The organism is Mucilaginibacter ginsenosidivorax (assembly GCF_007971525.1).
Taxonomy (GTDB): Bacteria; Bacteroidota; Bacteroidia; order Sphingobacteriales; family Sphingobacteriaceae; genus Mucilaginibacter; species Mucilaginibacter ginsenosidivorax.
In genome coordinates this window covers 4,379,025-4,402,718 of sequence record NZ_CP042437.1, presented here as the reverse complement: position 1 = coordinate 4,402,718, position 23,694 = coordinate 4,379,025, and the positions used below count along the sequence as shown (strand labels likewise).

Below are 23,694 nucleotides of genomic sequence, written 5' to 3'. Positions count from 1 at the left end.
TTTATTTTGATCGAAACATAAATTAACTCCAACAATCGATAAAATCAAAACAACAATGGGCAAATTTGCAGCACCTCCCGGTTTCAGAGATTAAACAGCTTCCAGTGTCCCTCAGTAATAACCTCAATGCTGTCGTCAGTCACTTTTATGGCAGTCTGATCGTCAATCGCATATGAAGGCACTGCTATAGTAGCGGCCAGTTTTTGGATATTGTCGATAGAATTCTTCGGGAACCATTCATGATCTAAATGAGGATGTAATGCAAAATCAACCAGTTTCAGCGACTTATCGCTTCCGGCCGGCAAATTATGGTTGCCGTAGGTAGTTCCAAAACGGGTCATGATCATGCTTCCGGCGCTTAGGCCCACATATACTATCTTTTGCAACAACGAGGGCAAAAGTTTTGCCAGGCCCGATTGCTGCATCCAGTAACACAAATACTGGCAATCGCCCCCTCCAACCAGCAAGGCGTCAGTTTCCTGCAACATGGGCAACCAAAGCTCTTCCTTGATGCTTGGCAGTGCGGTAAGTTCCAGTATTCCTAATGATTTCCAACCCAGCTCACAGAAAGGGTCGCCTAACTGCCCGCAAATTACGTTGCGCGATATATCGGCACCACCGGCTATGGCGTATATGGCAGTAGGGATAAAAAGCGCTCGGGCTTCTGCAACGGGCTTCCCCAGTAATTCAATCAGTGCGTTAAGGATACTCGTATTGCTTATACCGGCAGACGTGAGAAGCAGCTTCATGATGTTTAAAATTAGTGCGTTAAAATAATTATAATGCTTGTATAAAATTAAAATGAAGGGAGTAAACACATGTGGGGCAATCGCGCCAATATGGAGGTATTTTGCGACGATGTTCATTGGCATAGTGCTAAGTCAAGAGTACTAAGTCGCAAGTCTAAAGTTGATTGTTTTCTTTTTGGCTTAGAACTTAAGGCTTTGCGCTATAGACTATCCGTCAATTTATCATTGACAAGACAATAGAGGCGTTTAGGGGGCTTTTTAAAGAACTTAGCAAAGATAGCTGGCAGTACCCGAGTTCAAACCTTTCGATCAAATGAGCGAACACTTTTTTCAGCACTTGTCCAATTCCAAAAACCTCAATTGTTATCGGGTTATAATTCATAAATTCAATAACAATTAAAGCTTAAGAAAATGAACGAGTACGCGTTAATTATGAGACACGAGGATGGCACAAAGATAGCCTCGCCGGAGCAAATGCAAATATGGATGAAACAAACCATGGACTGGATAGGAAGTATCGCCGCCCAAAACAAATTTGTGAGCGGTACGGGCCTGCCTTTTGATGATGCCCGTGTAGTACACTCCAACAAAATGGTTACCAACGGCCCGTTTGGCGAGATTAAGGAAACCATAGGCGGGTTTATTGTGGTGAGGGCCGAATCTGCCGACGAGGCTGCTGAATTTGCAAAAGGCTGCCCGGTTTTGCAGGGCGAAGGCAATACGATGGAAGTACGCCGCATTGCCAAAAATGATGGAGCACACTAAAAGCTTAAAAAAAGCCTCTGTACATTTACAGAGGCTTTTCCACTTTTTATGGAACAACAGGAATTAATACCACATTTATTCAGGTCGGAATACCGGAAGATTGTCTCGGTATTGTGCAGGCGCTTTGGGTTTGATGAAATGGAGACAGCCGAGGATATTGCCAGCGAAACTTTCCTTACCGCCGCGCAAACCTGGGGGTTTAACGGCCTGCCCCAAAACCCTGTCGCCTGGTTGTATCGTGTTGCCCAAAACAAGGCAAAAAATTATTTACAGCGCAATTTAACCTTCGAAACTAAAGTTGCGCCGCAAGTAAAAAGTAATTTTTCAGAACATTATGAAACCGGGATAGATTTGTCGCCGCAAAACATCAGCGATAGCCAGTTACAAATGATGTTCGCCATTTGCCACCCGTGTATCCCTCCCGAGGCGCAGGTGGGCTTATCGCTCAGGATCCTTTGCGGGTTTGGCATTGATGAGATCTCCGAGGCTTTTCTGAGTAACAAAGAAACCATAAACAAGCGTTTATACCGGGCCCGGGAAAAGTTACGCGAAGAGAAAATCAGAATAGAACTTCCCGCTCCGGCGGAGATAGATAAGCGGTTGGATGCTGTATTGACAACCATTTACCTGCTTTTTAACGAGGGCTACTATTCCATTAGCCAAAACCAGGTGCTTCGGCAGGACTTGTGTTTTGAGGCCATCAGGCTTTGCCAAATGCTTGCCGATAACGAGCATACCCATAAGCCCCCGGTTGATGCCTTACTTGCGCTGATGTATTTTCACGCCTCGCGGTTTGATGCGCGGGTAAATGAAAACGGCGGGATCATTTTATACGACGATCAGGATACAAGCCTGTGGAATGCGGATCTGATCCTCAAAGGCGGATATTATTTAAACAGGTCGGCCGTTGGCAGCACACTTTCAAAATACCACCTGGAAGCCTCAATAGCCTATTGGAATACGCAGAGGGCGGATACCAAGGAGAAATGGGAAAACATATTACAGCTTTACAATCGTTATTTGCAGGTTGCTTATTCGCCTGTGGCGGCACTTAACCGTACCTATGCCCTGGCTAAAGCCAACAGTAAAGAGGAAGCCATTGTTGAAGCCGAGAAATTGAACCTGAGGGACAATCAATTTTATTTCGCGCTATTGGGCCAGCTTTATACCGGTATTGATAATCGGAAAGCGAAAACGAATTTTCAAAACGCCCTGGCTATTGCCAGGACCCCGGCAGATAAAAATATCATTCAGAAAAAAATAGGTGAACTTGAATTACTTTTTTGAAAATTACCCGCTGTCCGAAGTAATTATGCAATAAAGCATAGCGCAGTATGAGCCGAGGTCACAAACTCGATCAGCGGATTAATTTGACATAAATAACCTATCAAATCCGGCGCATTATTTAGCTATCTTTAAGATAAAATTATTGCTGATGAAAAAAATCACACTCGCTGCCTTATTGTCACTTGCTTTTTTGCTGGGTTATGGCTTCAATCAATTAACCCGCCCGTCTATCAGCGGCCCAAGGGTAACAGGGCTTGGCGGAATCTTTTTTAAAGCCAAAAACCCTGCGGTGCTAAAGGCCTGGTATGAGAAAAACCTGGGCATGCGCATGGTGGGCAGTGGTACCAACTTTGAATGGCACCAGGGAATAGACAGTACCAAAAAAGGCTTTACCTTATGGGCGCCGTTTAAGGAAACAACCAAATATTTTCAGCCCTCAGAAAAGCAATTCATGATCAATTACCGGGTAGAACAGCTGGATGCATTGCTTATCAAACTGAAAGCCTCCGGCATTTTGCCCACAGATTCGGTGGAAAGGGTCAGTTATGGCAGTTTTGTTCACCTGATGGACCCGGAAGGTAATAAGATTGAACTTTGGGAACCCAATGATGTAGAATATGCCAAAATGGGTACGATAACTACCAAATAGGTATTCACCTCGCCAAACACAACGAAAGGGCCGGAGCTTGGAATTTTGATTACTTATCGATCCTGAATTTCCTCTTTATTCCAGCGCTTCCCTTTATAAGATACCATGGTGCCGTTAAACAAATCAACATCCTTTGGCGCAACCCATTCCTCAATCCGCCTTACCATGCCATAAGGCGATGTTGTGCGCAGCGCCCGCGGCTTTTGCCAACTGGTGGTTACAAAGGTTTCCTTTTCCTGTATTACCAGGTAATCGTTGCCATTGTGGTAAACCGCGCCATCCTTCCATTCAAAATCCGGCAGTACCAAACTTGCGGCAAATAGGGCACTTACAGGCAATACAGCAATGCTTAACAATATGGCTGCAAGCAAGGCAAATGGCGGCTTATACAACATAAAACTAATAAGCAAAGTAAATAACAGCCCAGCCAGTCCAAACAAACTTAAGCTTGTACCTGTAAGCAGCCTTAAAACACCATTCATAATTTGGATGGATAATAACGACTCCCATGGCACCAGGCCCAGTAGAACAATAAAAGCAAACGCCACGATGCGTTTAACAGGCCATTTCATTGATGGTTTAACTGGAATAGGTTCGTGCATATGCGAAGGAAAGTAATTTGCAGAGACTTTACAATGGTAAAGGCACCTTTGATCGCTGCGCCCGAGCATAATTATTGATTTGAGCCGCGCACCTTTTGAAAAAAATCACCCATTTAATTTTGTTCTGTTAATTTTATCACTCCATATGAAAACAGAACAAAAACCAATTCACTCCGGGTTTAATGCAACCAGCACAGCGGCCGAAGTTGCCGCAGGCCATAACTTAACCGGGAAGATAGCTGTAGTAACCGGCGGAAACTCTGGGATAGGTTATGAAACCGTTAAAACGCTGGCCGATATAGGGGCGCATGTTGTAGTGGGCGCCAGGGATACAGGCAAATCAAAAGAGCGCCTTGCCGATCTTAAAAATGTATCCTTTGTCCCCCTTGACCTGGCCGATCCCGCTTCTGTTGATGCATTTGCCGAACGCTTCCTGTCTGAATATAACAGCCTGCATTTACTCATTAACAATGCGGGGTTATACCGTCCGCCACAATTCCTTACAGACAAGCGGGGCTACGAACTTCAGTTTGGTGTAAACTACCTGGGGCACTTTGAACTGACCGGGAGGCTGTGGCCCGCTTTAAAAAATGCCGGCGGTGCACGGGTGGTGTCACTATCTTCCATAGGGCACCGGTACATGGGCCTGCAGCTGGATGACCCCAACTTTGAAAAGCATCCTTTTGATAAATCGAAAGCTTACGGGCAATCCAAAACCGCCACCTCACTTTTTGCCGTCGAGCTGGACAAACTTGGACAGCCACACAACATAAGGGCATTTGCAGTACATCCCGGCGCCATACTTACCGATGCCTTCCGTTATATGACCGACGAAGAAGTACAAGCCTGGGTACAGCGGGTAAAAGGCATTAAAACAACACAGCAGGGGGCAGCTACCTCCGTCTGGTGTGCCCTAAGCCATCAGCTTGACGGTATAGGGGGCGTTTATTGCGAAGATTGCGATATTGCAGAACTGGTACCCGACGATTTGCAAGCAGGGTACGGCGTGCGTTCCTTCGCCATCAATCCGGGCCAGGCAACCGCCTTATGGCAGTTCAGCGAAAAAGTCACGGGTGTGGTTTATGGTTGACTCGCCCTACCTGGCAGGCTTGAGGGTTTGGACATTAAAGCGAAAAAGCGTTGTGTTTCAATCAATAATCTACACCCCCACTGCTTTAAAAACATGGATTGTACCTGCCGGATAGCTTGCAACGGTAAGCGCGTCAAGATCGGGCTTTAAATTGGGCACCATTACTTTAAGCGTTTTCTGTTGAAAATGGGCGGCTTTTAAAGGATTTTCGGTATCGTCTACTAATATTTTCAGTAGTTTATTGGTTTCGGACAACGCGATAACAGACTGGCCAATAACGGGCTTTTCGCCCAGATTTAACATTTTTTTCGCCTCCTGGTTTACAAACAGTATCTCTTTGCTTTCGCTGATGCCAATTACAGCATCGGGTATTTCTTCTGCCAGTGTTTTTATCCGCAATTCGGCTGCTATGAGTTTGGTAAGGCCGGCATTTTCCTGTTCGCCAAGTTTGGTTGCCATGGTATTAAAAGCTTCGGCCAGGCGGGCAAACTCGTCGCTTGTTTTAAAATGCAAACGGGTATCATAGTTTTTTATGCTGATTTGCTCCAGGCCATCGGCCAGCTCCTCTAACGGGTTAAGGATAAATCCCGGAAAATTGACAATTAATATAAAAAGGATCAAAAAGGTAATAAATACCATCCCCCCAAGGTACAGGGTTGATTTGTTGACGGTGGAGTGGGTGTAATTATTTTTAAGTTCGATTGCGTGCATGTTTAAACCCTCAATATCTTTCAGCTGCAGGCGTGCATCACGCTCGGCCTGTTGCTGCTGATTTAAAGGCAGCGAAGGATTGCTTAACAAAACAAAAGCCTTGCGCAACTGGGCTGTCGCCGCGCTTTCGCCCGGTTCGGTAATGTTGTTCTCCTGCTTTTTTAACGACTTGTCAAATATTTCGGCTACTGCGGACTTTAGCGGCAGGTCGTTTTCATCCAAAACAGCACGCATCTGGCGGGTATAAGTTAACGTAGCGTAGTTGTTTTTTAAGGTTACGCTGGCTGTCTCGGATATTACTTTGATGTAATAGATAGAAACAATGCCAAAAACAACCACAACAACAAACAAGAGGCCAAATCCTAACAAAAGCTTTTTTTTGATTTTCATAGCTATACAATGTGTTAAAATGTAATAGTACCTTGAGCAGGAGGAAGACTAAGAGTAAAGGTAATTAAAAATATATCCGGATTATAAGGTTTTTGAAGCAAGGATTACTATTTTGATTCATTTAGAGCATCATTACGCCATCTGTAAAATACAGTTATTACACCATTCACACGCCAACTATGCGGAATTAGTTTGCAACACCATTTAAGCCCAAACAAAACATATAATTCTTAACTTTAACATTATATGCTGCCTTTACTCCTCTCCCACCAAATACGCCAGGCTGATGCCTTTACCATCGCCAACGAGCCTATAGCATCTATCGATTTGATGGAACGGGCCTCGAAAGCATTTGTAGGCTGGTTCGTCAATCATTTTCCGGATAAAAATGTAAGTATATCCTTTTATTGTGGCACCGGTAATAATGGCGGCGACGGATTGGCCATTGCCCGCCTGCTAAACGATCATCAATATAAAAAACTAAGCGTTAAAATAGCTTACTTCAGCGAACGGCAGACTGACGAATTTGAGATCAATCTGCAAAGGCTAAAACAAACAGGCATTAATATTATCAAAATAAACAAAGGCGCTGCGCTGCCACCAGACGAAGGCACTATACTAATTGACGCCTTGCTTGGCACCGGGTTAAATAAACCGCTAAGCGACGACTATGAGCGCCTGGTAAGCTACATCAACAACCTTGACAGAACAATAGTTGCGGTTGATGTGCCAACCGGCTTTTTTTCGGAACGCGAGATATTACCTAAAGCTGTAGCGATAAAAGCCGACCTGGTGATCACCTTTCAGCAGCCTAAAATCAATTTCCTGCTGCCCGAATCTGCGCCATATATCAATTGCTGGGAAGCGGTAAATATTGGCATTAATGAAAGTTTTGTACAATCGTTAAAAGCCGAATACCAGTTTATTGAAGAGAAAGATATTCGTAAAATACTGAAACCTCGCCGCCCTTTTAGCAATAAAGGCACTTACGGGCACGCGCTTATCATAGCCGGGCAGGAAAAAACCATGGGGGCGGCCTTACTTAGCGCATCCGCTGCGGCACATGCCGGCGCGGGTTTAACAACCGCCTGTGTGCCCGCGAGCGGGTTAACCGCTTTAAATAGCTACCTGCCCGAAATTATGGCAATAGTACGTAATGAGCGTGAATTACCGGAAGTTGAATGGGCAAAATTTAATGCCGCAGCCGTTGGGCCCGGTTTGGGGCAGGGCGATGATGCCGTAAAACTATTAACAGCCCTTATCAAAAATTATAAAAAACCATTGGTTATTGATGCCGATGCCGTTAATTTATTGGCGGGGGATAAAGATTTGTTAAAAAATCTGCCCGCAGGAAGTATTTTAACGCCGCACATGAAAGAGTTTGACCGCCTGTTTGGCGAACATTCAAGCTGGTGGAAAAGACTTGAAACCGGCCTGGAACAAGCCAAGAAACTGAATATTTATATTGTATTGAAAAACGACTATACCATAACTATAACCCCTGAAGGCAAATGTTATTTTAACCCCACAGGGAATGCAGCGATGGCAACCGGAGGAATGGGCGATGTGCTTACCGGCATAATTACCGCCTTGCTGGCTCAAAAATATACTCCCTTAGAAGCTTGTTTGGCAGGAATTTATATACACGGAAAGGCCGGGGACGAACTTGCCTTGCCAAGCCGGCTTAATGTAGTATTGCCGGGTAAACTTATTACTCAATTGCCGGTTACCATGGCAAAGTTGATGGCATAAAAAAAGGATGCAAGTATCATACATCCTTTTTTATTAACTATTAACTGATCTTATAAAGAACTAAATACTCATGTTTATGAGTTAGATCTATCACTTTCATTTTCGTTACTTCACAGGCTCTGTTTAATCTAACTGGTTATAAGACGTCGGTGACATCCTAATAGTTACAAAAAAACGAATAAATGGTTTGGCTTATTGTTAAATAACCATTAAATAATTCACAAAACGGGTAACTACTTAACAAACAGACTGCAATTTGCCTCAAAATGACAATCAACAGATATTAAAAAGCACACAATACAGCATAATATATGCTTAATGTATAATAATCAGGAAAATTTTTGAGTTAAAATTTACCAATAACCATCATTTGGTCCATAGTTGGGTTAACACTGCCGCCACGTGGCTCAAGCGTTACCGCAAATGCATCTGCCGAAGCCAGCGATTTCATCTCCTTAATATTGGTAAGCGTATCAGCCCCCGCATCAAATACACCCAAATCAACGGGCTTGCCGCCTACCAAGGCCCAAAGCTGGTATTGATGTGCTTTATCATTTACCGGCATTTTCATGTTGGCCATGTCGATAACCACTTTTTGATGTACCGGGCTAAACGCCACTGTTAATGCCGATCCTGGTGTTTTGGCGGTGCCTTTTAATCTTAGCAGCTTGAAGGTAGTATCGCGGTAAACCGTCAACTCGCCGTCCATCAGCTTAACCTGATTGGCAAAATGTTGTTTATCTGATTGCAGGGCAACCAATTGCTCGTTTGAGGCTTGCAGCTTACTGTAAACATTCAGCAGGGCAATGGTACTTGCTACCAGAAGCGCAAGGCTGGCCGCAAAAGCATATTTATAAAAACCACTTTCCTTTTTTTGAACAGTCAGGGTTACAATATTATCCTCATCCTCTTCGTACGTCTCATTATCTTTTTGGGGATGCGCTTTGCTAAAATTCCTGTCATCGCCCAGGTTGGTAAGCAGGCTGCCTAACACGCGGTCGCGCAAATTTTCTGAGGGTTCAACCGCGTTAACTTGTGCATATAATTCCATCGAGCGTTCAATTTCATCCAGTTCGGCTTTTATCTCCGGATATTTTGAAGCCATCTCTTCCACCTGGCGCTTTTCGTCGGGGGTTACATCCCCCAAAACGTAAAGTTCCAGTACCCCTGTCTCTATATATCCTTTTAAATCTTCCACTTTCAATTAAAATGTTTTCTGAGTTCCTGTATGCCCATTCTCAACCTTGTTTTAATAGTACCCAACGGGATGCCCAGCTCTTCGGCGGCTTCCACATGTGTGTACCCTTTAAAATAAACCAGGTCGATAATTGATTTCTGATCAGGCTTTAACGCCTGAACTAAATCCTTAACACCCATTAACTCAGGCTTGTAAACTGTGCTCCTTTGTTCGTCAATAAAAGTTACGTTATTTTCAATCTCCTGGTTTTTGTTTTGGTTTTTAAAATCTTTTGATCTGATTTTGTCAATTGCCAGGTTGCGGGCAATGTTAACCATCCAGGTAAATAAACGGCCTTTTTCGGCACTGTAACTTGAAAAGGAATGCCAGATTTTCACGAAAGTTTCCTGCAAAATATCTTCTGCTACGGCGGTATCAATAACTATGCGGGATATTACACCATATAATGATGCCGAATACATGTCATAAAGTGCCTCGACGGCAATTTTTTCATGGTTCCTTAATGCAAGCACCAATTCATCTTCCGAAAGCGATATTTTGTGTTTCTTACTCAACGGGGTGAATATATAAAGGAAATGTTATAATTCAAATAAGTGTTTTTCAGCATGATATGATGACCTTACAAGGGGGCCGCTTTCCACATACCTGAAACCCTTATCCAGGCCAATTTGTTTTAAACGGGCAAACTGATCGGGGTGAATCCAATCTAAAACAGGGTGATGGTTACGGGTTGGCTGCAGGTACTGGCCCAAAGTTAATATATGCACACCAGCTGCCAATAAATCGTCCATAGCTTCCAGCAAATCATCTTCTGTTTCGCCCAGGCCAAGCATAATACCCGATTTGGTACGTAAGCCGGCAGCCGATACATGTTTCAATGCTTCTAAACTACGGTCGTATTTAGCCTGGATACGTACTTCCTTAGTAAGGCGCCTTACGGTTTCCAGGTTATGGGATACCACCTCGGGGCGGGTTTCTAAAACGCGCGCAAGATTATCCCAATTGCCACGAAAATCGGGCAATAAGGTTTCTAAAGTAGTTTCGGGGCTTTCGCGGCGGATGGCATTGATGGTTTCGGCCCAGATGATAGAGCCACCATCTTTAAGGTCATCCCTATCTACCGAGGTTATCACACAGTGTTTTACCTGCATTAGTTTAACCGACGTAGCAACACGGTTGGGCTCATCAACATCAACAGCCAGCGGTCTGCCGGTGGCTACGGCGCAAAACGAACATGACCGGGTACAAATATTACCCAATATCATAAAAGTGGCCGTGCCGGCACCCCAGCACTCGCCCATATTGGGGCAGTTACCACTTTCGCAAATGGTGTGTAGTTTGTGCCCGTCAACCAGGCCGCGCACGTGAGCGTATTCTTTTCCGATGGGGAGCTTCACTCTAAGCCAATCGGGCTTACGTTGGATCTGGCTCGCAGCAGGAACTACCGGCAATTCAATCATGGTACAAATGTAGTTAAAAACCATATAACCAATTATAAGGTTACACGCAGGTTGTAAGAATTATTACAGAATACTGATGTGCAAATACTGCGGATGTGCAGATTCCAGATTTCAGATGTGCAGATGCTTTTGGTGTTCGCTTTTTTACGAGACCGTTCGGGTGTTCGGCGCCGAACACTTAAAAATTTGACTGTCAGCAAATTAAACGTTCGGGGCATTACTCAACACGCAAGTAGCCGATTATGTTACATATATGGTATAAAACCTCATTATACTAACGCTTATACACAACAATATAATAATATTGCGTTACTACAACGGTACTTTTAAACACCTGCTTAGCAATCAGGAGGCAAACCGGAAAATTTTAGCTTAAAACGCTTAGTGCTTCTTCTACCGAGATGGCTCCGTGCGATTGATCAAGCACACACTCGCCGTCTTTTATCAACAGCAATTGCGGCGATTCGTGGTGAACCTGGAACAGCTGGGCCACCTGGGCCGATAACTCGCGATAGCTAATCAGGTCTAAAAAGTAAAGGGGCATATCTTCGGGAAGGTCTTCCCAATCCAGCTCGAAACGCCGCTTGGCCATCATGCTGATAGAGCAACGTGTGCTATGTTTAAAAATCAGGCTGTAACCCTCACGGTTCTTTATCTCGTGCAACTGATCGGCCGACGTAAGCAATATCCAGTTCATATTTTTAGAATTAAGAATCAAGAGTCAAGAATCAAGATAGCTGCAATAAAGTGGTCAGTTAACAAGACAATATCATTCCTTTAAGTTTGCGGCAACAGTGTTACTACACGGTTGCTTTTTTGTCTTGATTCCTGACTCTTGATTCTTAAGTCTTCTTCACAAATGTAATTATAACACAAAATGTGCCGATAGCTACCGGCAGATTACAAAAATGACATTTGCCTGTTAGCGGCCGCTTTTAGGGTATGAACCATAAGCAGGGCACAATTTATTGGAGCATGACGATATGGTACCAACCGCAAGAGCTATAATAGCTATGTAAATAAGTTTTTTCATTGTATTTTATGCTTAACAGTATAACGTAAATCAGCCCTTCAATGTTTCGGCCAGCGCTGCCATTTTTATGGCGGTAATTGCAGCCTCATCGCCTTTATTGCCATGTTTACCACCTGCGCGGTCAATGGCCTGTTGCTGATTATCAGTAGTTAATACACCAAATATAACAGGTTTTGCATATTTTATGGCAACATTACTTACACCATTTGCAACGGCATTACAAATAAAATCAAAATGGCGGGTTTCGCCCTGTATAACGCAGCCCAAACAAATTACGGCATCAAGCTTGCCGGTTTTTAGCAGCAGGTCGGCACCAGATGTAAGCTCGAAGCTGCCGGGCACCGTGTAGCTCACGATATTAGCATCCAAAGCCCCGTTAGCAACCAGGCTGTTGTAAGCGCCCTGGTACAGTGCATTGGTAATTTCGGCGTTCCACTCGGCCACCACAATGCCAAAACGATATGGTGCGGCAGACGGGATGGTAGTATGCGAAAAATCTGAAAGGTTTTTTAATTGCGATGCCATTGTTGTTTCTCGTTATTTTAACCTGTCATCCTGAGGTACGAAGGATCTATCAACTATGCATGGCCAGATAGAAAAGTTCGCTAATAGATGCTTCGTTCCTCAGCATGACAGGGTGCTTATTATATAAAAAATGTTCGATTCCTGATTTGCCAAAGGTAATATTACCAATTTGCAAATCCGAAATCGAACATCCGAAATCCGAAATCAATTAAAGTTTCGCGTCTACACGAGCAATATACTCGTCAATATTTTGTGCTTCGGCGCTTTCAGGATATTCTGTTTTAATCCTGTTGTAAGCCTCGCTGGCCGATTTATTGTCTTTGGTTTCTTCGTAAACCAAACCTAATTTTTTAAGGTAAAGCGGCGACAGGAATTTGTTTTTTGCCTTATCAACAGCTTTGTTAAAATAAGTTACAGCGTTGCTGTAATCTTTCAATTCAACATAAGCATCACCTGCACTTCCGTAAGCCTCGGCAGCAACCATGCTGTCGTCGCCACGGTAATTGGTCAGGTTTTCTATCGCTTTGTGGTACTCGCCTTTGTTCAGGTAAGCGGTGCCCAGGTAAAAATAAGCCAGGTTTGCGGCTTTGGTATTGCTGTATTCGCTTATGATCTTTTTAAAGCCGGGGTAGCTGGCATCGCCGTTAATGGCTTTGTCCCAATCTTTTTTAGCCCAAAAATCCTGCGCAACATACATTTGGTTGGCCGCCTTGGTTTCCAGCGGACCTAAGTACACTTTAAGGTATAAAAAGTAAATTACAATAAGGGCCACTACAGCACCGCCTATAAAAAGTAAGCTTTTTTGATTCTCGCGTACGAAGTTGCCACTCTGGCCGAAAGTAGTATCCGGTGCAGCAACTTTGGTATTCGCCTGGGTTTTTGACATTGTTATAACAAAATTAAGTTTGCAAAGTTACGGTTTTCAAAATTTCTGGCAATAGCCTGGTGTTAATTATTTAAGGGTATGTTTATAAAACAATAAAGCCGCAACCCAACAGGCCTGCAGCTTTATTAATATCAAATATCTTCTGTTTAGTTGCTCTTGTTATTATCGGCATTAAATAGCTTTGCTTTATCAACTTTTTCAATAATCATCCCATCGGCCAGCGTTTTAGTGATGGCAGCATAAGGGGCAGATACCACCTCTTCGCCTCCTTTAAGCCCGCTCAATATCTGGATATAAGAATCGTTCTGGATGCCGGTAGTAACCTGTACTTGTTTTAACTTGTTACCTGCAGTTAACACAAATACATATTCTTTTGATGGTTGTGTAATTGATGGCTTACTCTTGTCATCGTCCTTTTTTGGCGGCCCGTTCTGGTCTTTTTTCTCCTCGCGGGTGGTTACCGATTGAATAGGCACCGATAATGATTTTACCTGGTTGGTGTTAATATCAACCGTAGCTGTTAATCCCGGGCGGAAAGGTGACGGGTTATCTGCAGATTTTTTTAGTAACGACATGTATGAATCTGCATTGATGCGTACTTTAACAGTAAAGTTAGTCACCTGGTCGGCAGTGGTACCAACCACGTTGGCCGAGCTTCCTATTTCAGAAACAACACCCGTAAATTTCTTACCCAAAAACGCGTCAATCTCGATATTCGATGAATCGCCTAATGAAATGCGGTTAATATCGTTTTCGTTCACATCAACGTTAACATCCATTTTGCTCAGGTCAGATATGGTCATGATCTCGGTACCTGCAAATTGCTGGGTACCTAAAACACGCTCGCCCAGCTCAATGGATAGTTTTGATACCACGCCATCAACCGGCGAGTAAATGGTTGTTTTTGCAAGGTTGTCCTGCGCTTCTTTAACAGATGCCGATGATTGCGCCAAACCATATTGTGAACCAATTACATTTTGCTTGGCCGCTTCTAACGAAGCTTTGGCACCTTCATAAGCAGCTTTGGCATTTTCATATTCAGATACGGTAAGTACCTTATTTTTATATAGCTCCTGGCTGCGTTTAAATATACCGGCCTGGTTATCAAATGTAGCCTGGGCTTGTTTTAACAACTGACCGGAGTTACCCACACTGGCTTTTTGAGTATTGTATGATGCAATAGCCCTATCGTAACCCGACTTTAAAATGTCCGGGCGGATTTTACAAAGCAATTGGCCTTTTTTAACCACGTCGCCTTCTTTTATTGGCAGTTCAACCACTTCACCAGATACTTCGGGGCTTATTTTAACCTCAACATGCGGCTTTATTTTACCGCTGGCAGATACGGTTTCATTAATTACGCGGGTATCAGCTTTTTCGGTGGCAACCTGCGTTAAAGGCGGCTTCCCAATAAGGCCGGTTGCTTTGGCAATGATCAGCAGAACAATCAGCGAGCCAAGTCCTATCAGAATATATTTAGTAGTTTTTCCCATGATTATGAGTTTGGATATTTACGGTTTTAGTTTTTTTATTTACAATGATATAGGTTTGCCCAGGTAGTAATCAATCACTTTCGCCCTAAACACAACCATATATTGCGCGTTGATCATGTCAAACTGCGATTTATTGAGGTTGGTTAACGATGTATTATAGTCAAGCGAGTTTACCAAGCCAACATTATAACGCTGTTGTATAATATTAAAGGCTTCTTTATTGGCCTGGTAAGTTTGCGTATATGACAGGTATGATTTTTCGGCAGCTTTTACATCCAATACTGCCTGGTAAATAATCTTACTTAAGTTATTACGTGCCAGTTGCGTGGTTACTTTTGCGTTTTCATACTGTATTTTTGCTTTGCGTACCGATGTACGTGAGCTAAAACGGTTAAAGATGGGTATCTGCAAACTAACCCCTACCGACTGGTTAAAGTTATCGCTTAGTTGTTTAAAAAACGGATACTTGTTATATACAGCAGCATATTGAGGTACTGTAGCCGGCTGGTTACGGTTGCCGTTAACAAAACCAACGGTGTCTATCCGGCCGGTGGGCGTTATCCCCCCTAATAAGGTACGCGCGTCTGAATAATTTGAACCTAACTGGCCAAACAATACCACGCTGGGGTAATAATTGCCCTGGGCTATTTTAATCCCCTGTTGGGTGGCCTTTTCCCGTTGTTCTGCCAGCAATAAATCCGGGTTAACCAATTCGGCGCTTTTTAAAACCTCCTCGGCATTATATAATGTTTGAACATCTGTAAGCTTGCTGATATCGGGTTTCTCAACCACGATATTTGTTTGCGGAGCCATTTCCATGTATTGCTTTAACGTAAGCAATGAAATTTCATAGGCATTTTGAGCATTAGTGTAGTTCAAATCGGCTGTTGATACGGTTGCTTTAGCCTGCGACAGATCGGCCAGTGTTTGGTTGCCAACATCAAAGTTTTTTTGTGCCCTATCTAACGTAATTTTAGACACATCTATTTGCTGTTGAGCGGCCTTTACCAAATCCTGATTGGTTAATACCTGTAAATAGGTAGTAACCACATTTAAAATAAGGTCGTTCCTTACTTTTGCTGTGGCTGTTTTATCGGCATCAAGCAATAAACGGTTCTGAATGATAGTATTGCGCAACTGGCCACCCTGAAACAAGGTTACCTGTGTTTGCACGGTACCATTTAACGCAAAAATCCGCTGGTTGATGAACTGGTTGGTAGATGGATCGATGTTACGGCCAAAGTTGAACGATGCCTGTGGGCCTGCGGTAAGGTTTGGGAGCTGATTATATTTCGACTGTTTTAAAGTTTCATCATCCAAAGCCTCGGTAAACTGCGATTGTTTGATGGTAAGGTTACGCTCCAGGGCCATATCAACAGCCTTTTGCAACGATATTACCTCCTGCGCTTTAGCCCGGAAGCTTAACGACGAAAACATAATGGCGCAAATTACAGTAGCTTTAAAAGATGGTATAAATTTTAGTTTCATAAGGTTTTTCTATACAATGGTAAGCAACTGATTACTACCTTGCGGTGTTGTTTTCTATCTACCGGAAAATTTAACATTAACTTTTGTTTTGAATATGTACCTGGTTAAAACTCCCTGGCTGCTAAAAAAGCTTTACCCCGAGCTTATTTGGAATGTAAACCAAACTAACCGTTGTATTTATCTCACTTTTGACGATGGACCCATACCTATTGTTACACCATTTGTTTTAAATATTTTAAAACAGTACCATGCCAAAGCAACATTCTTTTGTATTGGCGACAATGTAGGCAAACATCCTGATATTTTTAAGCAGGTAGTTAACGATGGCCATGCTATTGGCAACCATACCTACAACCACCTTAAAGGATGGAAAACTGATAACAAAACTTATCTTGATAATTATCTGTTGGCAGATAAAATACTGCACACTAATTTATTCAGGCCACCTTACGGCCGCATCAAAAAACAACAGGTAAAGGATTTAAAAGCTGTTAAACCCGACATCAAAGTTATTATGTGGGATGTGCTTAGCGGCGATTTCGATATTAACCTGAGGCCGGCAGATTGCCTTAAAAAGGTTATAAAACATACCGAAACAGGATCAATAGTTGTTTTTCATGATAGTTTGAAAGCATTTGACAGGCTGAAGTATGTTTTGCCGAGGGCGATGGAGATTTGGAGTAAAGAGGGGTATAGTTTTGAGTTGATTAAGTTGGAATGAGTTGATTGGGTTGATTGGGTTGATTGGGTTGATTGGGTTGATTGGGTTGATTGGGTTGATTGGGTTGATTGGGTTGATTGGGTTGATTGGGTTGATTGGGTTGATTGGGTTGATTGGGTTGATTGGGTTGATTGGGTTGATTGGGTTGAAAATTAACTATGAGGAAGTACCTTCACAAAAAAATAAAATATTATATGGCATCATTTACCGAACTGGAAACCTGGAAACAGGCCCGAAAAATACGGACGTCGGTTTCTGACCTTGTCAAAAGCTTTCCAAATGAGGAAAAATTCAGGTTAACGGATCAAATAATTCGATGTTCAAGATCAATAGGAAACAACATCGCCGAAGGTCATGGCCGTTTCCATTTTCAGGATAATATTCGTTTTTGTATCATAGCCCGCGGCTCACTTTCAGAAACGCTTGATCACATGATTATTGCGAGAGATGAAAACTACATTAATGACGCTGTATTTAAATCATTTCAAAATGACTACGATCAATGTCTCAAATTATTAAACGGCTACATCTCGTTTATCAAAAAGAAAAAGAATGACGAGTTAGGTTGAGTGAGTGGTTGATTAAGCTGGATTGAGTTGAATAGGTTATTAATCGAATTGGACACAACCTAGTCAACTCAATCCAACTTAATCAATCAACTCAATCCAACTCAATCAACCCAATCAACTTATTCCAACCCAATCAACTCAATCCAACCCAATCAACCACAACCTAATTTAGAACCTATCCAAATAAGAATTGACGAAACCTTGATTATTAATTAGATGTTATATTTTGTAAATTCGCCGCACTAAGTTTCTGACAATCAATTTTAGTGTCAATTTCTTTTACTTTTCACCTAAAAATCAAATACAAATGGCTTTTGATTTAGATATGATCAAAAAAGTTTACGACCGCTACAGCACCCGCGTGGATGCTGCCCGTAAAGCGACTGGTAAACATCTTACTTTAACCGAGAAAATTTTATACGCCCACCTTTCAGAAGGCGACGCCAAAACAGCGTTTGGCCGCGGTGTGGATTATGTTGATTTTGCACCAGACCGCGTGGCTATGCAGGATGCAACAGCGCAAATGGCTTTATTGCAGTTTATGCAGGCTGGCCGTCCGCAGGTTGCTGTTCCATCTACCGTACATTGCGATCACCTGATACAGGCAAAAGTTGGCGCCGTTGCCGATTTACATACAGCCGTTGATATTAACCGCGAGGTTTATGATTTCCTGGCTTCAGTATCTGATAAATATGGTATTGGTTTCTGGAAAGCAGGGGCTGGTATCATTCACCAGGTGGTGTTAGAAAACTACGCATTCCCTGGCGGTATGATGATTGGTACCGATTCGCACACGCCAAATGCGGGTGGTTTAGGTATGATAGCTATTGGTGTTGGTGGTGCCGATGCCTGCGATGTTATGGCAGGCTTACCATGGGAGCTTAAATTCCCTAAATTGATTGGTGTTAAATTAACCGGCAAATTATCCGGCTGGTCATCAGCTAAAGACGTCATATTAAAAGTAGCAGGTATCCTTACCGTAAAAGGCGGTACAGGTGCTATTGTTGAATATTTTGGCGAAGGTGCACGTTCACTTTCTGCAACAGGTAAAGGTACCATTTGTAACATGGGTGCCGAAATTGGTGCAACCACTTCGGTATTTGGTTATGATGATAAAATTGCTGCTTACCTTAAAGGAACAAAACGTGCAGATATTGCCGAATTAGCCGATGCCGTTGCAGAACACTTAACCGGCGACGAGGAAGTTTATGCCAACCCCGAGCAATATTTTGACCAGGTTATCGAAATCAACCTGAGTGAATTGGAACCACACATTAACGGTCCTTTCACCCCGGATCTGGCCTGGCCTATATCTAAATTTGCTACCGCCGTTAAAGAAAACAACTGGCCTGCAAAATTAGAAGTTGGCTTAATTGGCTCATGTACCAACTCATCTTACGAAGACATTACCCGTTCTGCATCTATTGCAAAACAGGCTATTGATAAACACCTTACTACTAAGGCCGAATTTACTATCACCCCGGGATCGGAGCTTGTGCGTTATACGGTTGACCGCGATGGCTACCTTGACACTTTTGCGCAAATGGGTGGCGTAGTATTGGCAAACGCCTGCGGACCATGTATTGGTCAATGGGCCCGTCATACCGACGACCCTACACGCAAAAACTCTATCATCACATCGTTTAACCGCAACTTTGCTAAACGCCAGGATGGTAACCCAAACACCCACGCGTTTGTAGCATCACCAGAAATTGTAACGGCTTTGGCTATTGCCGGTGATTTAACATTCAACCCGCTAACTGATACCTTAACTAACGCAAATGGCGAGCAGGTGAAACTTGATGAGCCACTGGGTATAGAAATGCCGGTTAAAGGCTATGCGGTTGAAGATGCCGGCTACCAGGCCCCTGCCGAAGATGGCAGCCAGGTACAGGTATTGGTTGATCCAAAATCATCGCGCTTACAATTGCTGGAGCCCTTTGCCGCATGGGAAGGTGTAGACATTAAAGGCCTTAAATTGCTGATCAAAGCAAAAGGCAAATGTACTACCGACCATATATCGATGGCCGGCCCATGGTTAAAATTCCGTGGCCACCTGGATAACATATCAAACAATATGTTGATTGGTGCCATCAACTACTTTAACAACACTGCAGATAGCGTTAAAAACGAACTGACCGGCGAGTATGGCCCGGTTCCTGCTACTCAACGTGATTATAAAGCAAACGGCATTGGATCAATAGTAGTAGGCGACGAAAACTACGGCGAAGGTTCATCACGTGAGCACGCTGCTATGGAGCCACGTCACCTTGGTGTACGTGCCATATTGGTAAAATCATTTGCCCGTATCCACGAAACCAACCTTAAGAAACAAGGTATGCTGGGTATCACTTTTGCTGATAACAACGATTACGACAAAATTCAGGAAGACGATACTATCGACATCACCGGCCTAACAGAATTTGCCCCCGGCAAACAGTTAACCGTTGTGTTAAACCACAAAGACGGCTCGGTTGAATCATTCCCTGTTAACCATACTTATAACGCTCAGCAAATTGAGTGGTTTAAAGCAGGTGGTGCGCTAAACATCATCCGTAAACAAATGGCATCTTAATTTCGGATATCGGATTTAAGATTTCGGATTTAGTTATTTTTTTGAAAGCCTTCCTTTGGGGAGGCTTTTTTGTTGTATACAATTAAATATATTTACTCTCCCTCAACTTTTACAATATGCGACCTTGTTTAGCAATTCTGATTTTATTAATGATGTCAGGTCATATCTATGGCCAGAAAAAGTCAGCTAAACAGCCGCAACCCGCGAAAAACAATACGATTAGCAGTATTAAATACAATGGCGACAGTATTTCAATTAATCAGATGGTCATTGTTAAAAATAAAAACCTCCAAGCCTTTGTTACCGATCTTAAAAAAGTAAAATTAGCCCCGTCCAGTAGTTTGAATTATATACCGTGGTTTGTAAAATCCTTTTTAGAATCTTTTGGTAATACCAACTTCACTATGGCAAAACCCGATCAAGATTGGAACTGCTGCTGTGTTCAGAATGATCAATTGCCCAACCGTCAACTGATTTGTCAAGGTAAGGGTCAAAACTTATATTTCATAAGCTATTTAACCGGGGGCTTTGGAGTAACAGTTCACCTTGTTTTAATAAGATATAATAATGAAACGATAACAGATTTTTGGACCGGAACTATTAATCGACAATTGAACAATCAAAATGCCATTATTGAATATTTACAAAACAGTAAGAATGTGCATTACTCATTAAGTATTTAAATCAGGGATAGGTAATTGATAAGAGTACATCTAAAGCATCTCATTAACAAAAGTTGTTCTTACCGTTTCACAACCCTCTTCAACACTAACAAATTTTGCCCGTTTAAGCTAAAGCCCGATATGTTATTTTGATAAAGGTTTACCAATTTATCATAATACAAAACCACCACCGGCGATTGCTCCATTACCAGGTTATCCATTTGCTGGTAAATGGCATAGCGGGCCGAATCGTTTTTTACCTGGTAGGTTTGTTCAAACAATGCGTCAAACTTTTTATTGTTAAAACCGGTATAGTTGGGGCCAAAGGGGATCTTGTTTTTTGAATAGAAAACCGACAGGTAATTTTCGCCATCCGGGTAGTCGGCTATCCATTGACCGTAAAAAAAATTGATGCCATTTTTGGATACCAGCTCCCGCAGGCTGGCCCCCTGGGTAATTTCTACACTGGTTTTAATGCCTATCCTGTCCAACTGGCCTTGCACATATTCAATCAGGCTGCGATAGCCTACGGTGGTAGCCAACGATATTTCGGGCAAGCCTTTACCGTCGGGAAAACCGGCTTCGGCTAATAGGCGCCGGGCTTTATCCGGATCGTAAGCGTACCCTTTAACACATTTACCATCAAAACCCGGCATGCCCTGCGGAATAAAGCCTGCATAGCCAGGAGTCCCCATGCTATTCCGCAGGTATTTTATCATCTTTTGGCGGTCGATAGCGTAGTTTATGGCCTGCCTTACTTTTAATATTTTCAGTGGCGATTTTTTGACGATGGCCAGGTTACTATCTACCAATATCCCCAGGTACATGGTGTTTAAATAGGGAGCAGTATTAAGTATGAATTTGCCCTTATACTTTTGAGTAACCGCGCCCGATTTGGTAAGGATATCATCGCGATAGCTACCATCGATATCATTCAAAAAATCAAGTTTCTTTTTCACAAACTCCAAAAATGACGTTTGTTTATCGGCAATAAATGTAGCCCTTACGGCATCCAGGTATGGCAGGTGCCTGCCATTTTTGTCGGTCTCCCAGTACCTATCATTTTTAAGCAGCACCAGCACCTCCCCCTCTTTCCAATACTTAAACCTAAAGGGGCCCGTGCCAATAGGATGGCTCCTGAAATCTTTGCCATAAAACTCAACAACCTCCTTAGGTACAACCGAGCAATATTGCGCCGTAAGCATGCTTAAAAAAGGCGCGAAAGGCTGTTTCAGCCTGATCCGGAACGTGCTATCATTAGGCGCTGTAAAGGCATCGCAACCTTTTACTTTATCGCTAAAAATCCATGAGCCCGATGAGGCAACTTTAGGATCTATCAATCTGCCAAAACTGTAAACAAAATCAGATGCCACAGCCTTCCGGCCTACGCCGTTTTTAAAATGCAGATCATCGTGAAAATAAACATCATTGCGCAGGTGAAATGTATACAGCAATCCATCAGCAGAAACATCCCAGCTTTTTGCAATGCATGGTGTAACCTTTAAACTATCATTAACCTGTACCAGGCCGTTAAAAACCTGGTTATCCATCCAAATGGTGTAGTGGTTACGGCAAAAGGCAGGATCGAGCGAGGTGAGGCCTTCCTCCAGGTTGATATTGAAAACTGTTTTATGCGAATTTGCAGATTTTGAAGAGCAAGCAGAAAGCTGGATCATCAATCCCAAAAACAGCAATAAGATCAGTTTATTCATCAAAAGCTAATGTAATAATTATTGACTAAGCGACCTGACGCGTTAATGATTTATTACGCAGGGATGAAGGTTTTTGAATAGTGAGTAGTTGGATTAGGTTGATTAGGTGAGTGGTTTTAATCGGCTCGTAAAGGCGTCCATGTTAGTTTAAATAAAATCCATAAAAAAGGCCTCCAAAATGGAAGGCCTTTTTATATCTGTCAAAATCCGAAATCGAAATTCCGAAATCCGAATTTAAACTTCTGCTAAATGATCGCCGGTAACGGTTTCTTTAATTTTAGTTTCCAGTTCTTCCATCAGCTCGGGATTATCCAATATTAATTGTTTAACCGCATCGCGGCCCTGGCCTAAGCGGGTATCGCCGTAGCTAAACCACGAACCTGCTTTTTTAATGATGTTATATTCAACACCCAGATCGATAATTTCGCCGGCTTTAGAGATGCCTTCGCCAAACATAATATCAAACTCGGCAATACGGAATGGAGGCGCAACTTTATTTTTAACAATCTTCACCTTTACGCGGTTACCGGAAACTTCGTCGGTATCCTTAATTTGTGATATACGGCGTACATCCAAACGTACCGAAGCATAAAACTTCAAAGCGTTACCACCGGTGGTTGTTTCGGGGTTACCAAACATCACGCCGATTTTATCGCGCAGCTGGTTGATAAAAATACAGCAACATCCCGTTTTGCTGATAGTACCGGTTAATTTACGCAAGGCCTGCGACATTAAACGTGCATGCAAACCCATTTTTGAGTCGCCCATTTCGCCTTCAATCTCGGCCTTTGGCACCAACGCGGCAACAGAGTCAATAACCAGGATATCAATAGCCCCCGAACGGATCAGGTTATCGGCTATTTCCAATGCCTGCTCACCGTTATCTGGTTGAGAGATCAACAGGTTCTCCACATCTACCCCTAATTTCTTGGCGTAGAAACGGTCAAATGCGTGTTCCGCATCAATAAATGCAGCAATGCCGCCTTTCTTTTGCGATTCGGCAATGGCATGAATAGCCAAAGTAGTTTTACCGGATGATTCCGGCCCGTATATTTCAATAACCCTGCCTTTAGGCAAACCGCCAACGCCCAGGGCGATGTCGAGCCCCAATGAGCCGGTTGATATTACCTCCGTAGCCTCAATAACAGAATCGCCCAGCTTCATGATGGTGCCTTTTCCGTATGATTTTTCAAGCTTATCCAGCGTAAGCTGTAATGCCTTTAATTTGTCTGAGTTATTTTTATCTGTGTTAGCCATCTTCAAATTATCTTTAGCAAATATAAATGTATTATTTAAAAATACTAATTTTTTTAGTAAATATTTTTTTGTTTGGTGAGTGGTTGATTAAGTTGGATTAGGTTGATTAAGTTTTAGCTG

General features: G+C 42.9%; 22 protein-coding genes. 9 read left to right on the top strand and 13 right to left on the bottom strand.

The genetic code is table 11. The features are described from left to right. Window positions 1-83: 83 nt before the first annotated feature. The gene (locus tag FSB76_RS18405) at window positions 84-749 is read right to left on the bottom strand and encodes a Type 1 glutamine amidotransferase-like domain-containing protein (protein WP_147055854.1); all 666 of its coding nucleotides are present in this window, start codon (window positions 747-749) and stop codon (window positions 84-86) included. 411 nt (window positions 750-1,160) lie between these two features. Here FSB76_RS18405 and FSB76_RS18400 point away from each other — a divergent pair, with 411 nt between their 5' ends. The 3 genes from FSB76_RS18400 (at window position 1,161) to FSB76_RS18390 (ending at window position 3,450) form a co-directional block, all read left to right on the top strand. Further along, window positions 1,161-1,514: a YciI family protein gene (locus tag FSB76_RS18400; RefSeq protein ID WP_147055852.1), complete on the top strand. Its 354-nt coding sequence runs from the start codon at window positions 1,161-1,163 to the stop codon at window positions 1,512-1,514. A gap of 48 nt (window positions 1,515-1,562) precedes the next feature. Next, window positions 1,563-2,801, top strand: coding sequence for an RNA polymerase sigma factor (locus FSB76_RS18395; protein WP_147055850.1), 1,239 nt, complete (start codon window positions 1,563-1,565; stop codon window positions 2,799-2,801). A gap of 148 nt (window positions 2,802-2,949) precedes the next feature. Continuing rightward, window positions 2,950-3,450 (top strand): VOC family protein, encoded by a 501-nt coding sequence (locus FSB76_RS18390; protein WP_192910089.1) that lies wholly within the window; start codon window positions 2,950-2,952, stop codon window positions 3,448-3,450. A gap of 53 nt (window positions 3,451-3,503) precedes the next feature. On the opposite strand, the gene FSB76_RS18385 is transcribed toward FSB76_RS18390, so the two are convergent. Next, complete coding sequence (locus FSB76_RS18385; protein WP_147055847.1) at window positions 3,504-4,022, bottom strand: hypothetical protein; 519 nt, start codon at window positions 4,020-4,022, stop codon at window positions 3,504-3,506. Between the two features lie 175 nt (window positions 4,023-4,197). On the opposite strand from FSB76_RS18385, the gene FSB76_RS18380 reads away from it, so the two are divergent. Next, a complete protein-coding gene (locus FSB76_RS18380) occupies window positions 4,198-5,142 on the top strand; it encodes an SDR family NAD(P)-dependent oxidoreductase (protein ID WP_147055845.1) in 945 nt (314 codons plus the stop codon). A 69-nt stretch (window positions 5,143-5,211) separates the two neighbouring features. Here the strand turns inward: FSB76_RS18380 and FSB76_RS18375 are convergent, their stop codons facing one another. Further along, window positions 5,212-6,243 carry a HAMP domain-containing protein gene (locus FSB76_RS18375; RefSeq protein WP_147055843.1) on the bottom strand — a complete coding sequence of 344 codons (1,032 nt, stop codon included), beginning with the start codon at window positions 6,241-6,243 and terminating at the stop codon, window positions 5,212-5,214. A 246-nt stretch (window positions 6,244-6,489) separates the two neighbouring features. On the opposite strand from FSB76_RS18375, the gene FSB76_RS18370 reads away from it, so the two are divergent. Next, window positions 6,490-7,995: an NAD(P)H-hydrate dehydratase gene (locus FSB76_RS18370; protein WP_147055841.1), complete on the top strand. Its 1,506-nt coding sequence runs from the start codon at window positions 6,490-6,492 to the stop codon at window positions 7,993-7,995. A 346-nt stretch (window positions 7,996-8,341) separates the two neighbouring features. On the opposite strand, the gene FSB76_RS18365 is transcribed toward FSB76_RS18370, so the two are convergent. The 8 genes from FSB76_RS18365 to FSB76_RS18330 form a co-directional block, all read right to left on the bottom strand. Continuing rightward, complete coding sequence (locus FSB76_RS18365; RefSeq protein WP_147055839.1) at window positions 8,342-9,193, bottom strand: anti-sigma factor; 852 nt, start codon at window positions 9,191-9,193, stop codon at window positions 8,342-8,344. A 2-nt stretch (window positions 9,194-9,195) separates the two neighbouring features. Next, complete coding sequence (locus FSB76_RS18360) at window positions 9,196-9,747, bottom strand: RNA polymerase sigma factor (RefSeq protein ID WP_147055837.1); 552 nt, start codon at window positions 9,745-9,747, stop codon at window positions 9,196-9,198. 24 nt (window positions 9,748-9,771) lie between these two features. Then, entirely contained in the window at window positions 9,772-10,653 is an 882-nt protein-coding gene (gene lipA, locus FSB76_RS18355; protein ID WP_147061025.1) for a lipoyl synthase, read from the bottom strand. 367 nt (window positions 10,654-11,020) lie between these two features. Continuing rightward, window positions 11,021-11,350, bottom strand: coding sequence for a bacillithiol system redox-active protein YtxJ (gene ytxJ, locus FSB76_RS18350; RefSeq protein WP_147055835.1), 330 nt, complete (start codon window positions 11,348-11,350; stop codon window positions 11,021-11,023). A gap of 366 nt (window positions 11,351-11,716) precedes the next feature. Further along, a complete protein-coding gene (ribH, locus tag FSB76_RS18345; RefSeq protein ID WP_147055833.1) occupies window positions 11,717-12,211 on the bottom strand; it encodes a 6,7-dimethyl-8-ribityllumazine synthase in 495 nt (164 codons plus the stop codon). A gap of 208 nt (window positions 12,212-12,419) precedes the next feature. After that, entirely contained in the window at window positions 12,420-13,097 is a 678-nt protein-coding gene (locus FSB76_RS18340; RefSeq protein ID WP_147055830.1) for a tetratricopeptide repeat protein, read from the bottom strand. Window positions 13,098-13,243: 146 nt separating this feature from the next. Next, entirely contained in the window at window positions 13,244-14,590 is a 1,347-nt protein-coding gene (locus tag FSB76_RS18335) for an efflux RND transporter periplasmic adaptor subunit (RefSeq protein WP_147055829.1), read from the bottom strand. A gap of 39 nt (window positions 14,591-14,629) precedes the next feature. Then, window positions 14,630-16,078, bottom strand: a complete 1,449-nt coding sequence (locus FSB76_RS18330) for a TolC family protein (protein WP_147055827.1) — start codon at window positions 16,076-16,078, stop codon at window positions 14,630-14,632. 94 nt (window positions 16,079-16,172) lie between these two features. On the opposite strand from FSB76_RS18330, the gene FSB76_RS18325 reads away from it, so the two are divergent. The 4 genes from FSB76_RS18325 (at window position 16,173) to FSB76_RS18310 (ending at window position 20,626) form a co-directional block, all read left to right on the top strand. Then, the gene (locus tag FSB76_RS18325; RefSeq protein WP_147055825.1) at window positions 16,173-16,799 is read left to right on the top strand and encodes a polysaccharide deacetylase family protein; all 627 of its coding nucleotides are present in this window, start codon (window positions 16,173-16,175) and stop codon (window positions 16,797-16,799) included. A 158-nt stretch (window positions 16,800-16,957) separates the two neighbouring features. Then, window positions 16,958-17,368, top strand: coding sequence for a four helix bundle protein (locus FSB76_RS18320; protein WP_225976243.1), 411 nt, complete (start codon window positions 16,958-16,960; stop codon window positions 17,366-17,368). Between the two features lie 307 nt (window positions 17,369-17,675). Then, a complete protein-coding gene (locus FSB76_RS18315) occupies window positions 17,676-19,943 on the top strand; it encodes an aconitate hydratase (protein WP_147055823.1) in 2,268 nt (755 codons plus the stop codon). Window positions 19,944-20,059: 116 nt separating this feature from the next. Next, window positions 20,060-20,626, top strand: a complete 567-nt coding sequence (locus FSB76_RS18310; RefSeq protein ID WP_147055821.1) for a hypothetical protein — start codon at window positions 20,060-20,062, stop codon at window positions 20,624-20,626. A gap of 59 nt (window positions 20,627-20,685) precedes the next feature. On the opposite strand, the gene FSB76_RS18305 is transcribed toward FSB76_RS18310, so the two are convergent. Together FSB76_RS18305 and recA are read right to left on the bottom strand one after the other, a co-directional pair. Next, window positions 20,686-22,317 (bottom strand): ABC transporter substrate-binding protein, encoded by a 1,632-nt coding sequence (locus FSB76_RS18305; protein WP_147055819.1) that lies wholly within the window; start codon window positions 22,315-22,317, stop codon window positions 20,686-20,688. Between the two features lie 234 nt (window positions 22,318-22,551). Further along, a complete protein-coding gene (gene recA / locus FSB76_RS18300; RefSeq protein WP_147055817.1) occupies window positions 22,552-23,574 on the bottom strand; it encodes a recombinase RecA in 1,023 nt (340 codons plus the stop codon). Window positions 23,575-23,694: the final 120 nt, after the last annotated feature.

Excerpts from the sequence above, each read along its gene's own strand:
- FSB76_RS18320 (WP_225976243.1), top strand. The coding sequence starts at position 16,958 with ATGAGGAAGTACCTTCACAAAAAAATAAAATATTATATGGCATCATTT.
- ribH (WP_147055833.1), bottom strand. The coding sequence starts at position 12,211 with ATGGCATCGCAATTAAAAAACCTTTCAGATTTTTCGCATACTACCATC.
- FSB76_RS18405 (WP_147055854.1), bottom strand. The coding sequence starts at position 749 with ATGAAGCTGCTTCTCACGTCTGCCGGTATAAGCAATACGAGTATCCTT.
- FSB76_RS18310 (WP_147055821.1), top strand. The coding sequence starts at position 20,060 with ATGCGACCTTGTTTAGCAATTCTGATTTTATTAATGATGTCAGGTCAT.
- FSB76_RS18370 (WP_147055841.1), top strand. The coding sequence starts at position 6,490 with ATGCTGCCTTTACTCCTCTCCCACCAAATACGCCAGGCTGATGCCTTT.
- FSB76_RS18305 (WP_147055819.1), bottom strand. The coding sequence starts at position 22,317 with ATGAATAAACTGATCTTATTGCTGTTTTTGGGATTGATGATCCAGCTT.
- FSB76_RS18375 (WP_147055843.1), bottom strand. The coding sequence starts at position 6,243 with ATGAAAATCAAAAAAAAGCTTTTGTTAGGATTTGGCCTCTTGTTTGTT.
- ytxJ (WP_147055835.1), bottom strand. The coding sequence starts at position 11,350 with ATGAACTGGATATTGCTTACGTCGGCCGATCAGTTGCACGAGATAAAG.
- FSB76_RS18390 (WP_192910089.1), top strand. The coding sequence starts at position 2,950 with ATGAAAAAAATCACACTCGCTGCCTTATTGTCACTTGCTTTTTTGCTG.
- FSB76_RS18400 (WP_147055852.1), top strand. The coding sequence starts at position 1,161 with ATGAACGAGTACGCGTTAATTATGAGACACGAGGATGGCACAAAGATA.
- FSB76_RS18380 (WP_147055845.1), top strand. The coding sequence starts at position 4,198 with ATGAAAACAGAACAAAAACCAATTCACTCCGGGTTTAATGCAACCAGC.
- lipA (WP_147061025.1), bottom strand. The coding sequence starts at position 10,653 with ATGATTGAATTGCCGGTAGTTCCTGCTGCGAGCCAGATCCAACGTAAG.
- FSB76_RS18325 (WP_147055825.1), top strand. The coding sequence starts at position 16,173 with ATGTACCTGGTTAAAACTCCCTGGCTGCTAAAAAAGCTTTACCCCGAG.
- FSB76_RS18335 (WP_147055829.1), bottom strand. The coding sequence starts at position 14,590 with ATGGGAAAAACTACTAAATATATTCTGATAGGACTTGGCTCGCTGATT.
- FSB76_RS18315 (WP_147055823.1), top strand. The coding sequence starts at position 17,676 with ATGGCTTTTGATTTAGATATGATCAAAAAAGTTTACGACCGCTACAGC.
- FSB76_RS18340 (WP_147055830.1), bottom strand. The coding sequence starts at position 13,097 with ATGTCAAAAACCCAGGCGAATACCAAAGTTGCTGCACCGGATACTACT.
- FSB76_RS18385 (WP_147055847.1), bottom strand. The coding sequence starts at position 4,022 with ATGAAATGGCCTGTTAAACGCATCGTGGCGTTTGCTTTTATTGTTCTA.
- FSB76_RS18330 (WP_147055827.1), bottom strand. The coding sequence starts at position 16,078 with ATGAAACTAAAATTTATACCATCTTTTAAAGCTACTGTAATTTGCGCC.
- recA (WP_147055817.1), bottom strand. The coding sequence starts at position 23,574 with ATGGCTAACACAGATAAAAATAACTCAGACAAATTAAAGGCATTACAG.
- FSB76_RS18395 (WP_147055850.1), top strand. The coding sequence starts at position 1,563 with ATGGAACAACAGGAATTAATACCACATTTATTCAGGTCGGAATACCGG.